The sequence below is a fragment of the Streptomyces sp. NBC_01089 genome, assembly GCF_045162975.1.
Lineage (GTDB): Bacteria > Actinomycetota > Actinomycetes > Streptomycetales > Streptomycetaceae > Streptomyces.
In genome coordinates this window covers 419,161-434,247 of sequence record NZ_CP108660.1, presented here as the reverse complement: position 1 = coordinate 434,247, position 15,087 = coordinate 419,161, and the positions used below count along the sequence as shown (strand labels likewise).

13 protein-coding genes and 1 pseudogene are annotated in these 15,087 nt (G+C 71.1%); 7 read left to right on the top strand and 7 right to left on the bottom strand.

Annotation, left to right across the window (positions count from 1 at the left end; all coding sequences use genetic code 11):
* Positions 1-155 precede the first annotated feature (155 nt).
* Together bla and OG510_RS01925 are read right to left on the bottom strand one after the other, a co-directional pair.
* The gene (gene bla / locus OG510_RS01930) at positions 156-1,097 is read right to left on the bottom strand and encodes a class A beta-lactamase (protein WP_406134879.1); all 942 of its coding nucleotides are present in this window, start codon (positions 1,095-1,097) and stop codon (positions 156-158) included.
* A gap of 84 nt (positions 1,098-1,181) precedes the next feature.
* Positions 1,182-2,144 (bottom strand): alpha/beta hydrolase, encoded by a 963-nt coding sequence (locus OG510_RS01925; RefSeq protein WP_406134878.1) that lies wholly within the window; start codon positions 2,142-2,144, stop codon positions 1,182-1,184.
* 129 nt (positions 2,145-2,273) lie between these two features.
* On the opposite strand from OG510_RS01925, the gene OG510_RS01920 reads away from it, so the two are divergent.
* Complete coding sequence (locus tag OG510_RS01920) at positions 2,274-2,927, top strand: TetR/AcrR family transcriptional regulator (protein ID WP_406134877.1); 654 nt, start codon at positions 2,274-2,276, stop codon at positions 2,925-2,927.
* 51 nt (positions 2,928-2,978) lie between these two features.
* Positions 2,979-3,305 (top strand): annotated as a pseudogene (locus tag OG510_RS01915) (phosphotransferase); the annotation flags it as partial.
* Between the two features lie 26 nt (positions 3,306-3,331).
* Here the strand turns inward: OG510_RS01915 and OG510_RS01910 are convergent.
* Complete coding sequence (locus tag OG510_RS01910; RefSeq protein ID WP_406134876.1) at positions 3,332-4,333, bottom strand: helix-turn-helix domain-containing protein; 1,002 nt, start codon at positions 4,331-4,333, stop codon at positions 3,332-3,334.
* A 78-nt stretch (positions 4,334-4,411) separates the two neighbouring features.
* On the opposite strand from OG510_RS01910, the gene OG510_RS01905 reads away from it, so the two are divergent.
* Positions 4,412-5,803, top strand: coding sequence for an APC family permease (locus OG510_RS01905; protein WP_406134875.1), 1,392 nt, complete (start codon positions 4,412-4,414; stop codon positions 5,801-5,803).
* A gap of 282 nt (positions 5,804-6,085) precedes the next feature.
* Positions 6,086-7,534: a PP2C family protein-serine/threonine phosphatase gene (locus OG510_RS01900; protein WP_406134874.1), complete on the top strand. Its 1,449-nt coding sequence runs from the start codon at positions 6,086-6,088 to the stop codon at positions 7,532-7,534.
* 137 nt (positions 7,535-7,671) lie between these two features.
* On the opposite strand, the gene OG510_RS01895 is transcribed toward OG510_RS01900, so the two are convergent.
* The 3 genes from OG510_RS01895 to OG510_RS01885 all read right to left on the bottom strand — a co-directional run bounded on the left by OG510_RS01895 (position 7,672) and on the right by OG510_RS01885 (position 10,266).
* On the bottom strand, positions 7,672-8,523 hold the full coding sequence (locus tag OG510_RS01895) for an MOSC domain-containing protein (protein ID WP_406134873.1): 852 nt from the start codon (positions 8,521-8,523) through the stop codon (positions 7,672-7,674).
* Positions 8,524-8,611: 88 nt separating this feature from the next.
* The gene (locus OG510_RS01890) at positions 8,612-9,217 is read right to left on the bottom strand and encodes a DJ-1/PfpI family protein (protein ID WP_406134872.1); all 606 of its coding nucleotides are present in this window, start codon (positions 9,215-9,217) and stop codon (positions 8,612-8,614) included.
* Between the two features lie 77 nt (positions 9,218-9,294).
* The gene (locus tag OG510_RS01885) at positions 9,295-10,266 is read right to left on the bottom strand and encodes a GlxA family transcriptional regulator (protein WP_406134871.1); all 972 of its coding nucleotides are present in this window, start codon (positions 10,264-10,266) and stop codon (positions 9,295-9,297) included.
* A gap of 152 nt (positions 10,267-10,418) precedes the next feature.
* On the opposite strand from OG510_RS01885, the gene OG510_RS01880 reads away from it, so the two are divergent.
* Positions 10,419-11,081 (top strand): hypothetical protein, encoded by a 663-nt coding sequence (locus tag OG510_RS01880; RefSeq protein WP_406134870.1) that lies wholly within the window; start codon positions 10,419-10,421, stop codon positions 11,079-11,081.
* 89 nt (positions 11,082-11,170) lie between these two features.
* Here OG510_RS01880 and OG510_RS01875 read toward each other — a convergent pair whose 3' ends face one another.
* Positions 11,171-13,186: a hypothetical protein gene (locus tag OG510_RS01875; RefSeq protein WP_406134869.1), complete on the bottom strand. Its 2,016-nt coding sequence runs from the start codon at positions 13,184-13,186 to the stop codon at positions 11,171-11,173.
* Positions 13,187-13,477: 291 nt separating this feature from the next.
* Between OG510_RS01875 and OG510_RS01870 the strand changes: the two genes are divergently transcribed.
* Positions 13,478-13,888, top strand: coding sequence for a hypothetical protein (locus OG510_RS01870; RefSeq protein ID WP_406142731.1), 411 nt, complete (start codon positions 13,478-13,480; stop codon positions 13,886-13,888).
* Positions 13,889-13,997: 109 nt separating this feature from the next.
* A complete protein-coding gene (locus OG510_RS01865) occupies positions 13,998-14,993 on the top strand; it encodes an Lrp/AsnC family transcriptional regulator (RefSeq protein WP_406134868.1) in 996 nt (331 codons plus the stop codon).
* The last annotated feature ends 94 nt before the right edge of the window (positions 14,994-15,087 follow it).

Here is a 15,087-nt window from a genome sequence, read left to right as displayed (position 1 = left end):
GGAGGGGTGCGAGGGGCGCGTGTCCAACATGTGGACAAAATGAATTGGTCTCATCGTAAACTGCCTTCTGATCTGCGGTGATGAGATTCTGGTTTCTTTTTCAAGCGCACGCTTTCGGCTCGAAACAGGTGCGATCGCTTGCCGTGCGTGCGGGGTCAACGCAGGGCGGCGAGTGTGGCCTTGGTGGCGTCCGCGATCAGTGCGTCGTCGGAAGTGGCGTCCGGACGGCCGCGGTCAGTGAGGACGGCGAGGACGACAGGGCTGCCGTGTGGTGGCCGGAGAACGGCGATGTCGTTGCGGGTTCCGTAGCCCCCGTTACCCGTCTTGTCGCCGACCTTCCAGCCGGCCGGGACCCCGGCACGGATGTAGGGCCCGCCGGTGGTGTTGTGGAGCAGCATGGTGTTCAGCTGGTCCCGGCGCTTCGCGGGCAGGAGGCCGCCGAGGGCGAACCCCCGCAGATCGGTGCCGAGGGCGCGCGGTGTGCTGGTGTCGCGTACGTCTCCCGGCACGGCGGTGTTGACGCCAGGCTCCGCACGGTCGACATGGGTGGTGCTGTCACCCAGACCGCGCAGGGCCCGCTGGAGCGCCTTCGGCCCGCCGATCCGGTCGAGCAGCAGGTTGGCCGCGGTGTTGTCGCTGTACCGCAGGGCCGCGTCGATGAGGGCGCGCAGGGTCATTCCGGTGGACAGGTGCGGGCGGGTGATCGGCGAGTAGTCCTGGAGGTCGGCGGCACGGTAAGTGATCACATGGTCGAGGTCGGCGTCCGACACGGTACGCAGCAGAACGGCGGCGGCCGGCACCTTGTACGTGGAGGCGAACGCGAAACGCTCGTCGGCGCGGTATCCGACGGTCCGGCCGGAACCGGTGTCCAGCGCGTACACACCCAGCCGTGCGCCGTAGCGGTGTTCCAGCTTTTTGAGGGCGGGTGCGGCGGAGCGCGCCGATGCCCCTGAAGCGGGCGCGGACGAGGCCGGTGCGGAAGAGGCTGGTGTGTGATGGGCAGGGGCGGATGAGTGTCCACCGCAGGCGCCCAGGGCGGTCACGACGAGCAGGGCCGATGCGATGTGCCGGAGACGGCGGGCCGGAAAGTTGTTCATGGGACCAGACTGTCCCGGCACGGCCGCTGTGCGAAGTCCCGCATCCCGAAGAAGCGTGATTCGCGAACGGGCAACCTGTCTCCGTCACTTCGACAGGGCCGCCCGGAGGAACGCGAGGATCTCCGCCCGGGCGGGCCGGGCCTGTGGTTCCACGCCGGGCAGGGTGAGGAACGCGTGCTTCGCTCCCGGGTATTCGGAAAGCCGCACGGGGGTCCCTGCCGCGCGCAACCGCTGCGCATAGCGGCGCCCGTGATCGGCGACCGCGTCCTGCGTGGGTACGACCACGAGCGCCGGGGCGAGCCCGCTCAGGTCGTCCGCGTGCAGCGGCGAAAGGGCGCGGCCGTCGGTTCCCGGCGGGACGGCGAGCCGCTGGAAGAGCCTCAGTTGCGGCAGGATCCCGGTCGGGCTGCTCGCGTACGCGGCGACCGAGGGGTAGTCGTACATCGTCCCGGACACGTCGACCGCCGGGTTGACCAGCACCTGTGCCCTGAGTTCCAGGCCGGCCTCACGGGCCCGAATGGCCGTCAGCGCACTGATCAGCGCGCCGCAGCTCTCGCCGAATACGGCTGCGCGCGCCGGGTCGGCGCCCCACCGCGCGGCGTGCCGCACCACGTGCTGGAGCACGTCCCAGCCGTCGTCCGCGGCGTTCGCGAGCGGGCTGTCGGGGGCGAGGAGGCGGTGTTCGACCGAGACGACGAGGGCGGGGAGCCTTGCGGCGAGGTGGCTGTTGGTCCAGTCGCACTGCACCGCCGTGCCCACGAAACTGCCGCCGTGGACATGGATCACGAGCGGCAGGTCGGCCCGGCCCGCGGCTTCGCCGTCTCCTGCCGGGGCCGGCCGGTGAACCCGCACCGGCAGATCGCGGCCCGGCAGCTCGATCTCCTGCCAGCCGATCGCGGCACCGGGGTCCGGCTCCCCGAGGATCGTCCGCGCCGCACCGGAGGCCCGGAAGCGGTTTTCCGCGTCGCGGTAGGCGATCAGTTCTGTGGCCGTGATCGCCGAGAAGTCCGGCTCAGGCGGCCGTGTCGTGGCGGGTATCTCGCTCATGACTCCCTCTCGTCTCCCGGCTGGATGCCGGGTCTGTCGTGACGTCCAGCAGTGTTGCCCTCATTATGCACGCACCGCGTGCATTGCCAAGTGCATACGTTAGGCTGAGCCCGGGACGAGAGGGGCACGATGACTGGCCGAAGGCGATGGTCGACCGAGGAGATCCTGGACACGGCAGCGGAACTGCTGCGCACGGGCGACGCCGAGTCGTTCAGCGTGCGCAAGCTCGCCGCAGCGCTCGGGACCGACTCCTCCAGCCTCTACCGGCACTTCCGTAACAAGACCGAACTGCTGCGCGCGGTCGCCGACCGGATCCTGCTGGCCGCCATGGACGGCTACCGTCCCGAGGGCGACTGGAAGCAGCGCGTCACCGCGCTGGCCCTGCGCCTGCGAGCGGCATTCGGCGAGCAGCCCCAACTCGCCTCGGTGTGGGGGCGCTACGCGTCAGGCGGCACCGGATCCCGATTGGTCATGGAGGAGCTGCTGGAGGCTCTGCGCGTGTCCGGCCTGCCCGAGGAGGAGATCCCGGCGCGGTACCACCGTGTCGCGATTCTTCTCGCCTCGCTGATCGCCTCCGAGGCCGGTATCAGCACCATCACCCCCGAGGAGTACGAACAGGGCATGGAGCAGTTCCGCGTCGCGGTGCTCGGCGCCGACCCTGAACGTTTCCCCGCCCTGGCTCACTTCGCCCGCGACATCCGCCCCCTCGGAGCGGACCGCGACGCCGCGTTCGAGGAAATCCTCGCCGCCCAGCTCGCCCACATCGAGGCCCGGATCTGCTGACGTACCGGAGCGCGTGCGCTGCGGCGGGGTCGCAGTGCTGCGGGAGCTGCGGTTGTATGGCTGCCTCTCGTGCGGGGCGGCGCCGATGACGTGTTGGCGGAGCGGATCTGGCTGCCCCGGCTCGCGCCTCACCTGCCCATGGCCATCCCCGAGTTGCTGGGGGAGGGTGAGCCTGTGGAGGGGTATCCGTGGCCGTGGTCGGTGTACCGGTGGCCGGCGGGGGAGAATCCCGAGGCGGGAGCCCTGAGCGAGCCGGTGCTGCTGGCCGGGGACCTGGCCCGGTTCGTGGCGGCGATGCGGAGCATCACCCTGCCGGGTGCGCCGCAGGCCCATCGCGGAGGGCCGGTCGCCTCGCTCGACGCGGGGACCCGGGCGGCGCGTCGACCGCTGCCGTGGCTCGTCCGTTACGGCCGCCGGAGCGGCGAACTCTCCCCGTACGGAGGCGCTGTGCCCAGAAAGGCGAGGCGGTACGCCTGGGGTGCGAGGCCCACGCAGCGGACGAAATGACGGCGTAGATTCGCCGCGCTGCCGAGGCCGCTGGCAGCGGACACCTGTTCCACGGGCAGTGTGCTGGTCTCCAGCAGGTGCTGCGCGCGGCGGATGCGTTCCTGCTGGAGCCAGCGCATGGGCGGCACCCCCATCGCCTCCTCGAAGCGGCGCGCCAGGGTCCGGCGGCTGAGGCCGGCCCGGCGTGCGAGGTCCGTGAGGGTGAGGGGCCGGTCGAGCCGGGACCTGGCCCACTCCAGCAGCGGCCCGAGGGTGGTGTCGTCGCGGGCCACCGCGGGCAGTTCGACGTACTGGGCCTGGCCGCCCGTGCGGTGCGGAGGTGTCACCAGGCGCCGGGCGAGCGCGTTGGCCACGGCGGCTCCATGGTCGATACGCACCAGTTCCAGGCAGAGATCGATACCGGCGGCGGTGCCTGCGGAGGTGTGGACCCCGCCGTCCTCGACGTAGAGCACCTTCGGATCAAGCCGCACGTCCGGGTGGCGGCGGGCGAGTTCACCGGCGTGCATCCAGTGGGTGGTGGCACGGCGCCCGTCCAGGAGGCCGGCCGCCGCCAGGACGAAGGCGCCCGAACAGATGGCCGCGATGCGTGCCCCGGCCGTGTGGGCCGCCCGGACCGCGTCGACCAGCTCGGGCGGCGGCGTACGGTGCACGTTCGCGCAGGCCGGCACCACGACCGTGTCCGCGCTGACCAGTTCGTCCAGGCCGGCGGCGCCGTGCGCGACGAAACCGTGCGCGACCGTCGTACCGGGGCCGGCCGCGCACACCCGCAGCTCGTACCACGGGTCGGCCAGGTCGGGGCGGTCGATGCCGAACACCTCGCAGGGCACCGCCAGTTCGAAGAGCGGCGCCTGGTCCGTCACGGCGAGCGCCACGCGGTGCGCGGCAGGATCCGTTCGCATGTCGGCAAGCTTGCCACTGGTCCGCGGGCAGCGGAATACCGAACCTGGGGGAGACCGCCGCGAGAGAGAAGGACCGGAATGAGCGCCACCGGGCACCCCCCGAACACGCACGACAGCAGTACCGCGGAAGCCTCCCCTCCGCAGGGCACGATCGGCTACGGACAGGCCGTGGCTCTGTACGTCGGGGCCGTACTCGGCGCCGGAGTGCTGGTACTGCCCGGCCAGGTCGCGTCGCTGGCCGGGCCCGCGTCCCTCGTGTCGTGGCTCTTCATGGGGCTGCTCGGCCTGCCGCTCGCGATGACGTTCGCCGCCCTGGCCACCCGATTCCCCGACCCCGGAGGCATCTCCACCTACGCCACCCGCGCCTTCGGGCCGACGGCGGGCGGGCTCGCCGGGTGGTTCTACTTCGTCGCCGGGTCGGTCGGGCAGACCATCGTCCCTTTGACCGGGGGTTACTACATCGCTGCCGCGCTCCGCCTGGACCAGGACCGCGCGTTCCTCTTCGCTGCGGTCATTCTCGCGCTGGCAGTCGCGGCCAATCTGGTGGGGCTGCGGCTGAGCGGCCGCGTACAGCTCGCCCTTTCGGGCGGTGTGGCGCTGCTGCTCCTGGCCGCCACGCTGACCGCCTTCGCGCATGTCCACGCGTCCGCGTTCTCCTCGTTCTCCGCCTTCGCGCCGCACGGCCTGTCCGGTATCGCCGACGGGGCCGTCGTGCTGTTCTTCGCCTTCGCGGGGTGGGAGGCGGTCGCCCATCTGGCGGGCGAGTTCCGCGACGTACACCGCGACCTGACCCGGGCGACGGCGACGACGGTCGCCGTGGTCGTCGTGCTGTACCTGGGGGTCTCCTTCGCCGTCGTCGGCACCGGGACCTACGGCAACGCCCGGCTGGACCGGATCGCGGTCGGCCAGGTGCTGGGGGCGGGGCTCGGGTTCAGCGCCACCGTCGCCGCCGCTGTCCTCGCCACCGTGATCAGCCTCGGCACCACCAACGCCTTCATCGCGGCCGTCTCCCGGCTGGGCTACGGGCTCGGGAGGGACGGCTGGCTCCCGGCCCCCCTGGCGCGCCGCAACGCGCGCGGCGTGCCGGTGGCCGGGGTGCTGGCCGTGGGCGGCATCGGAGCGGCCGGCCTGGTGGTCACGCGGCTCGGCGGCTGGGGTACGGAGGACGTCGTCCGCCTGCCGGCCTCCCTCGTCCTGGTGACCTACCTCATCGGCACGGCGGCCGGGGCACGGCTGCTGACCGGCCGTGCTCGGGGGTACGCCCTGACGGCCCTGGTCCTCACGGTCGTGATCGCGCCCTTCGCAGCCGGATACATCGCTGTCCCCGTACTCGTCGCGGCCGTCGCGCTCGGCTACCGGTGGAGCCGTGGCCGCTTCCCGCGCCTCCTCGGCGGCGAGAGGGCGGCGGCGGTGCGAAGGTCCCGGGGGTCCCGGGGGTCCCGAGAACCGGGAGGGCGAAGTGGCGGGTGATGGAGCGGTGTTCAAGTGATGAAGCGGTGTTACGGACAGCTCGGTCAGCGCGGGCGCAGCGCGGGCGCGGAACCCAGCGCGGAACCGGTGCGGGCCTGGTACGGACCCGGTACGGACGAACCCTGCCGGGGAGCGCCGCAGGCCCGGCAGCCGCCGCCCCGGACACCGCGCAGGTACGGCGCGCGTACCGGACATGCCGGGGCACGTGGTGGGTCGCAGAATATGAGGGCGGGCGGCCTTCCCCTTCGACGCGGCCGTCCGCAGCGGAGGCAAGGAGCCGACATGTGCGCGCTGCAGGACCCCTCGGCCGGGAAGCCGGAGAAGGACCGCCCGGCGGAGGAGGCCCGTCCGCCGGGGGCGGACCGTCCGGCGGAGAAGGCCCGTCCGCCGGGGGAGGGGCGTGCCGCCGCCGACGACGAGCCTTACGAGGTCGACGAAGAAGTGCAGCACGCACTCGACCGGCTCACCCTCCTCATCAATGCCGCCGAAGCCCTGGCCAGCACCCTCGACACGGACACCGGAATCCGGCGGCTCTGCCGCACCCTGGTCCCCGGCCTCGCCGACTGGTGTGCCGTCGACCTGCTGGACGGGGACGGACAGCTGCGCCGTGTCGCCGTCGAACACCGGGAGGCGGAGAGGGCGGCCCCCGGCCTGTACGAGGGGCTCCTGCCGTCGGCCGAGGGGTCCGAGGCCGGCTGGGCCCGTGCGCTGCAAGGCGTGGGGCCGGTGCTGCTCACGGACTTCCGCTCCCCGCGTGCCGACGACGACCCGCTGCTGGCACGTGAACTCGAACTCTTCCGGAGGCTGGAGACCGACACGGCGGTGGTCGCCCCGCTGCGGGCGCGGCGTCAGGTGTTCGGGGTGCTGACCCTGGCGCGTACCCGCCGGGAGGCGGCGCTGACGGAGGACAGCCTCGCGCTGGTCGAGGATCTCGCCCACCGGGTGGCGCTGGCCATCGACAACGCGCGCCTCCATTCGGAGGTGCAGCACACCGCTGAGCACCTGCAGCGCTCACTGCTGCCGGATCTGCCCGCGCACGGGCCGCTCGAGCTGGCGGCCCGGTACCGGTCGGCGATGGCCACCGCGCGCGTCGGCGGCGACTGGTACGACGCCTTTGTGCTGCCCGACGGCGCCCTGGCACTGATCATCGGCGATATCGCGGGGCACGATCTGCATGCGGCGATCATGATGAGCCAGACCCGCAACGTGCTCCGGGGTATCGCCTGCGACCGCAAGGAACCACCCGGCAAGATCCTGGCGCGGCTGGACGCCGCGCACCAGATCCTCTCCCCGCACCAAACGCTGACCTGCGTCTACGGACTGGTCGAGAAGACGGCGCCCGACCAGTCCTGGCAGTTCCACTACTCGGTCGCGGGGCATCCCGCGCCCCTGCTGGTGACCCGCGAGGGGGAGACCCGCTTCCTCGACGGCGGCCGGGGCATGCTGCTGGGGATGGACCCCGATGAGCACCGCCCGGGAGCCATCGAACGGCTGCCGCCCGAATCCACCCTTCTGCTGTACACGGACGGTCTCATCGAGCGCCGGGCTGAAGGGCTGGACCGCGGCCTGGCCCGACTGCGGCAGCACGCGGCAGCCCTTGCCCGTAAGCCGCTGGAGGTGTTCTGCGACGAACTGCTCGCCGGGCTGGCGAGCGACGGAACCGACGATGTGGCGTTGATCGCGGTCCGTACCGGCCCACCGCGGACCGGGCCCGCCGTGGCGGTTCCGTGAGGGGCCCGCCGACGGGCGCTGTCGCGGCGGGGGCTGCCGAACATCACCCGGCCGACGGGCACCACCGGCTGACGGTCACCACCGGTCGGCGGGCATCACCGGCCGACGAACACCACCGGTCCAGTGTCACCGACGGGTCATGACCGGCCGGTCGGGCCGTGCAGCTCGGAGACACCCCACCGGGTGACTTCCACGGCGTCACCCAGCGAGACCTTCCCCGGCCGCAGCACCGCGTACTTGGAGCCGAACGCGACACCGCCTGTGGCCGCCCTGCGGTACAGAGCGAGCGTGCGCATCGGTTCCGGGCCGGCCTTGGCCGCTGTCTCCTGGTCCACCAGGGTGACGGCGCACCGGATGGCGAGCTTGGCGTACCTCAGTTCGGCGTCGCCGACCCGGATTCGGAGGGCGCGGTCCTCGGTGTGCGGCTCGGCCCACCCGTCCACCACGATGTTGGGCCGGAAGCGGTTCATGGCCAGCGGATGCGCACCGCGGGCCAGGAGCCTGCCGTTGAGGTGGTCCAGACTGGACGCCGACACGATATGCAGGGCGCAGCTGTCGGCGTAGCCCGAAGTGCCCGGCGTCCGCCCGTCGGTGACGCGGTCGTGTTCCGGCGGTACGCGCACCAGCCGGCTCCGTACGCCCAGGAAATCCGACAGCCACCGGGCGGCCGCGGCTCCCTGGTCGATGCCCTGGTACGAACTCCCGAAGAGGTCCACGTCCCGGCGTGGCCCTGTCGTGTCCACGGGAACACGCACCGCCCCGTGGCGCTCATCCGCGCGCAGTGTGAGGGTCTGCTCGTCCGCGCTGACGGCGGGCGCGATCAGCGCGAGCCGTGGGTGACGGCGCTGGGTCATGAAGACGCCCTCTTCGCTGACGACCATGAAACTCCGGTCGTGCGTCAGCCCGGCCGACGTCACGGTGGCGGCCGTCGCCGAGACGACGCCACACCCCTTCACCGGGTAGTACAGCAGTCCAGCGACCTTCGGCATGGTCCGTTCCCTCCCTCGCAGGCGTTCAATGACCCTACGGGTGCGGCGAGTTGTGGGGAGAGAGTAGGCCCCGTCCGCCGTACCCGTCTCAGGCGCCCAGCGGCTCGTCGGCGAGGTAGGGCGGCGCGGGCTCGTACTGGATGTAGCGGCGGACGGCGCGTGCGTGGTCGCGGCCGTGCAGGCGGCCGACGAGCCACAGGGCCATGTCGATTCCGGCGGAGACACCCTGGCTGGTGACGAGCGACCCGTCGACGACGTAGCGGGTATCGCGGACCACAGTGATGTCACCCCTGGCCTCCAGGGTGTCCTCGAACAGACAGTGGGTCGCGACCCGCCGGCCGCGCGCCGGACCCGCTTCGTGCAGCAAGAGGGCGCCGGTGCAGACCGCTGTGGTCCAGGAGGTGGTGGCGGCGGTCTCGCGGATCCACTCCATGAGTACGGGGTTGGACACCTCGCGGCGGGTTCCGTTGCCACCCGGAACCAGCAGGACGTCCAGCGCGGGGTGGTCCTCCAGGGTGTGGTCCGGCAGGACCCGCATGCCCTTGTTGCAGCGCACGGCGCCGGGTTGCTCGGCGATGAGGACCGCGGTGTCAGCCTGGTCGCGCAGCATCGATGAGGCGGTGAACACCTCCCAGGGCCCGGCGAAGTCCAGCTCCTCAGCGCCGTCGAAGATCAGCAGTCCATAGGTGGTCATCGGTGCTCCCTGCTCATGGGTCATGGGTAATGGGTACTTCCCGGTCATCGGGATGCTTACGGCACCGGGATCTCCGGTCACCGGTGTTCCTTCGTGGACCGGAACCGGTCGCGGTAGTCGGACGGTGCGACGCCGAGGTGCCGGTGGAAGGCACGGCGCAGCGTCTCGGCGGTGCCGAAGCCGTACCGCCGTGCGAGGGTCTCGACGGGATGGTCGCTCTCGGCCAGCGCCCGCTTCGCGGCCTCGACGCGTACGCCCTCGACATACGTGGTGGGCGGAACGCCGAGCTCTCCCGTGAACCTGCGCTGGAAGTGACGGGGGCTCAGCCCGGCGTGGGAGGCGAGGTCGTTGACGGCGTGCCGGGCGCGGGGATCGGCGTGGATCGCCGTCACGGCGGCACGGATGGGGTCGGTGGCCGGCTGCGCGGACCACAGCGACACACTGAACTGCGACTGGCTGCCGGGGCGGTGCAGAAACAGCACCATCTCCTGCGCGATGGCGTGCGCGACCTCCCGGCCCACGTCGTCCTCCACCAGGGCGAGTGCGAGATCCATCCCGGCTGTCACTCCCGCCGACGTCCACACCGGCCCGTCCCTGAGGTAGATCGGGTCGCAGTCCACGACCAGGTCGGGGTGCTCCCGTACGAGCTGCTGCTCACGTGACCAGTGGGTGGTCACCCGCCGTCCCCCGGCCAGACCGCTCGCAGCGAGCAGGAACACCCCGCTGCACACCGAGGTGACGCGCCGGGCGCCGGCCCCGGCGGCGGAGAGCCAGGCCGTCAGCGCCGGGTCGTGCCGGGCCTCGTCCACTCCACCGCCGCCCACGACCACCACGGTGTCGAACCCGCCAGGGTCCAGGTCGGCCACCCCCTGGGGAACGTGTACGGAAAGGCCGCTGCCGGACCTGACCAGGCCCGGCCGCGGCGCCGTGACGAGGCAGGAGTAGCCGCCGGTCAGCCGGCCGGCATGGTGGAAGACCTCGTAGGGGCCGAAGAGGTCGAGGGACTGGAATCCCTCGAAGATCACAAAGACGGTGCGGCGCTGTTCCACCCCTCCACCCTGCGGTCCGGGCCGGATGGCGTCAACGACACACATCCCACGTTTTGCGCCATGTCCCGGAGCGAAGGGCGCGTTCCTGGGCGGTGTGCACATGCCGGGGCTCGGTAACGTGTGCGCGGAGAACGAGGAGAGGGGACGGCACGATGACGGACGGCTTGGCCTGGATCGGCGAGCACTGGTACAGCGGAGCGATCGCCAGCAGCGGGATGCTCTCGGACATCTCCCTCACGGCGGTGCGCGGCGTCGACCCGGTGGACTTCGTGGTCCGCCTCGGTGCCGACCGCCGCATGGCCGAACGGCCCACGCTGTTCAAGGACTTCGACCGGCTGAGCGTGGACCCGGGCGACAGCGTGGCGATGTTCGGCCGCAGCGGCGAGTGGTCGTACGTCGTGGAGGTCGAGCGGTCCACCTGGCACCTCGTCTTCCTCGACCGGCTGGGCCAGGACACCTTGGTGGAGCAGGGCGACGAACTCATCTGTCTGGACCGCTTCCTGCACGAGCACCCATGGGTGTGTTACGTCGACACGGCCGGCGAAGTGGGTTCGGGGGAGCCCGGTGACAGCCTGCTGGAGAGCGCGGTTCCGCCGGGGGGCCGGCCCGGGACGCTTGCGGCGCTGGACGCGGCCATGCGCACGGCCGGGGCGGTGCGGGACACCTTCCCCGGCTGCGACGACCCCGAGGACGAGGACGAGGAGTTGGCGAAGCGGCTGTTCACCGCGGTGGGCGACGCCCTTGGGCTCTCGCTGCCGCGTCGGGAGATCGAGCTGGGGCTGCTGCCCGCGGTGCACCTGCCGTCGCCGGTGTGAACCGGTTGCAGTGGGGGCGCCGCGCCCTCTCGGCGCGGCGCCCCTGTGAGCCGCTCTCCGTGAGCTGCCCCCTGTGAACCGGGTTGCTGCTACCGGTTGTTCGCGGTCATGGTGCACTTCACGGTCGCGCTGTCGGCGGAGCACGCCGCGCTCATGTTGGTGTCCAGCCAGTACGGGTCACGGTCCAGCAGTCGCTGGTTCGCGTTGAAGGCCCCGAACCCGGCCATCGAACCGCTGTTGTCGTTCCCGGAGATCGCGGACCGCCCGCAGACCTCCTTCCAGGTCGGCGTGGAGCCGTCGATGTTGAACAGGTGCACGGTGCCGTCCTGCTTGCTCGCCAGGGTCTGCACACAGGCGTTTCCGCTGCTGACCGGGTTCAGGCCACCCGCGAGCGAGGGCATCCCGCCACTGTTGTAGGTGGCGTTGAAGGCGAACTCGTCGCAGTTCAGCTCCTTGTCCGTGGCGCCGTTGAGGGCGCTGGTGTCGCCATTCGCAGCCGCCCATCCGGTGGGACAGATCACCGTCCGGTTGCCGCTGATGTCACCGTCGGGCAGGAAGTACAGCGGCTTGCTGTCGGCCTTGCTGCCGGGGTGGTTGGCCAGCTTGTGCTGGATCAGCCAGGCGTGCGACGACGCCTGGGGGTACTTCGCCGCGTTGAAGGTGTAGGCCGGCACGTAGTTGTGGAACACGCAGCCGGTGGTCGGCACCTTGCTGATGATCTTGGTGTTGTCGCAGCGGATCTGGTCGGGAGCCCCGCCGTTCTCCAGGTCGCCGCCCGCGACGTCCATGAAGTACGCGGGGGTCGTCTGCACCGTCTGGCCCGGGATCTTCGGGTTGCCCTGCAGTGCGACGGCGACGCCGAGCTTCATCACCTGCGGCTTGGTGCTGTTCGGTCCGGTCAGGTCCGGCCCCCAGATGTAGGAGGCATCCGCGGACACGCTGTGGTGGTCGCCCGGCACCCACGCTGCCGCACCCGTCCAGCCGCTGACGTCCTGGACGCCGCAGTTCCCTGAGGGCTCGCAGTCGATCTTCGGGGGGTCCAGGGTGAACGCGGGGATGGTCGACGGAACGTCCACGTCGGTGACGTTGATCCGCTCGGTGATGTTCCCCGACTTCGGGTCGAGCTGACGCTCGTTGACCACCAGCGCCTTCACTGTGCCCACGGGAGCGTCGTTGAGTGTCGCCTCCCACTCCAATGTGAACGACGAGCACTCCTCGAAGCGCGTGGTCCACAGGCCCGCCCGCGGGTTGGCCGGGTCGCAGCCGCTGACCAGGGACGATGGTGCGGCGGCCGTCGCCTGCGGGCCGGCGCCGCGGTGGAGGGTGAAGTTGTGGCCGTCGTAGGGCTCGGCCGTACCGCACACCTTCACGCCGTCCGACGAGGTGGTGCAGTGGGTTCCGAACGCCCCGGGTGCGACGGAGCGGTCATGGCTCGGGGCGGCCGTGGTCGCCCAGGGAGACGGCGGCGCCAAAGTGTTGGTGTACGGCTGGGCCGTCTGGTCCGGGTTCGCCGCCGAGGCATTGGGGTTGGGCAGGGTCAGGTCGACGGGCATCGTGACGCGGAACCGGGCCCAGGGCGACCACGACGTCTCGTACAGACCGCTGCCCTTGGCATAGGCGGACGTGTGGAAGACGTAGTCGACGTTCGGTTTCAGATATCCGGCCCCCACGGTCACGGATGCGGTCGCACCGGACTTGACGAAGCCGGACACCAGGACGCCGTACTGGTCGCCGCTGATGGCCACCTGGGTCTTGGCCTTCCCCGCGGAGTCGGCGGTCCAGACCTCGAAGGTGAGGTCGGCCGTGCTGCCGTCGGAGTTGGTCACGGTGTTGCTCAGCTTGACCTTGGGGGTGCTGACCTGCCAGACGCCGGAGGTGTCCTTCGTGCCAGGCCCCGCCGAGGGGTTCTTGCCCGACACGGGCCTGGACGCCGCTGCGGCCATGGCGTTCATCGCGGGCCCGGCGGCCGGCCGGGTCGACGGCGCGGCATTCGGATTCGTGTTGCGGACGAAGCCGCCGCCGTCGGCTGCCGTCGCCGTCGCCACCCCGGATCCCAGGAACAGCAGCGCAGCGACACCGACGGCCGTCCGGCGCAGGACGCGCATCCTTCTGGACCTGCCGGACAGGATATTTCCCTTCCGGTTCCGGCCCTCCGGTCTCTCGAGCCGGAACTGAGTCCTTCTTAAGTTCTTCCCTGACACGGGTGTTGGTCCTCTCACGCTGCCCGCGCCCACCGGCAGCGACTCGTAGCTGACTGCGACACGCCTTCGATGCCGCGGCACCTTCATATGATGACCAGCGCATGACATGCCACCGGAAAAATCACGACGAACCAGATAGGGCGCCCAACTCGACTGTGACGATCCCCACGGTTTGTTCATGGTTGTGCTCCGGTCGTGAAGTTTTCTGGTTCTCCCGACGGTTCGATCCGCGAGTGCGGAACGGGCCGCCCGCCGGAGGCCGGTGATCTGTGCGTGCATGGGTGGCCGGGGGTGGGGCACACGGTTGAGCACGAAGGGATCCAGCAGCCGCCGATCGCGTGGCAGGCCGGGATTCACCTGGCCCGGAACGCAGCGGGCAGGGAAAGGGTGCGGCGGATCTCGCGCGACGAGACCCGCACGTACCGAAGAGATGTGAAGATCGGAGCTGTCATGATTGTTCTTGGTGCAATTCTGCTCATCATCGGCCTGGTGGTCGGTGTCTCGCTCTTGACGACGGTCGGCGGGGTGCTCGTCGTGGTCGGCGCGGTCCTGTGGATCCTGGGGGCGACCGGACGCAAGGTCGGCGGACGCAAGCACTATTTCTGAGCCGGCACGGCCGGCCGGTGTGACTGCCAGGCGCAACCCGGGGCCCGGCGGAGGGGAATATCCTCCGCCGGGCCCCGAGCCGCGTACACGGACCGCATAGGGTCGCGTGGTGACGCCTCCGACGACTGTGACATCGCCCGTTGAGCAACTCGACGCCCTCGACCGCCGTATCGCCGCCGCGCTCCAGATCGACGGGCGGGCTCCCTGGCGGCGCATCGCCGCCGCGCTCGGGGAGCCGGAGCGCAAGGTCGCGCGGCGCGGTCTGCGGCTCCTGGAGAGCGGCCGGGTGTCCGTCACCGGCCTGGTGGTACGCGGGGAGACCGTGATCCTGCGGATGAACTGCCGCCCCGGTGCCGTACGGGAGGCGGCGGCCGCCGCGGCCGGGCGCGACGACGCGATCTTCAGTTACGTACTGGCGGGAGCTGTCGACTGTGTGGCCGAACTGCAGTGCTCACCAGGGCAGTTGGCACACCTGATGCTCGACGAGGTGCCCGCCCTGCCCGGACTCCTCGCCCAGAACGTCTCGCCCGTCCTGCGGTACTTCCGTACGGTGCACGAGTGGCAGCCGGAAATCCTGGACGAGGACGAGATCGCGGCACTCGGCGGCCGGTCTCCCGTCGCGGACGGCGTCGGTGTGCCGGACTCCGAGGTGGGCCCGGAGGAGCGGGCGATCCTGAGGGCGCTGGCCGAGGACGGCCGGTGCACACACGAGGAACTGGCCGCGGTGGCCGGCGTCTCGCTGGCGACCGCGCGACGGCGCGTGGAGTCGCTGACCCGCGACGGGCTCGTCAGCATCAGGGCCTGCGTGGAGCCCGCCCTGCTCGGACTCCCGGTCGAGGCGCTGCTGTGGATCAAGACGCGCCCCGATGAGGTGGAGGACGTCGGCCGGCTGCTCGTGGCATCGCCGCTCGTGCGGTACGCGGCCGTGGTCATGGGGGAGTTCCAGCTGCTCGTGGATGTCACTCAGCCCTCGAAAGCCGCGCTGCACGAGTTCCTGACCGCGGCGCCGTGGGTGCGGCGGGTGCAGGCCGTGCAGTCCCATCTGGTGGTCGAGGCACTGAAGCGGAGCGGGACGGCCACCCCGCTCCTGCGCCGCCGCACCTGACAGCCGCACCCCGACCATAATTTTCAAGAAGGGCAAATCTGCGTCTGAAACACTCACCCATGCAGAGGTGTTGACTTATATGGTCAGTCACCCT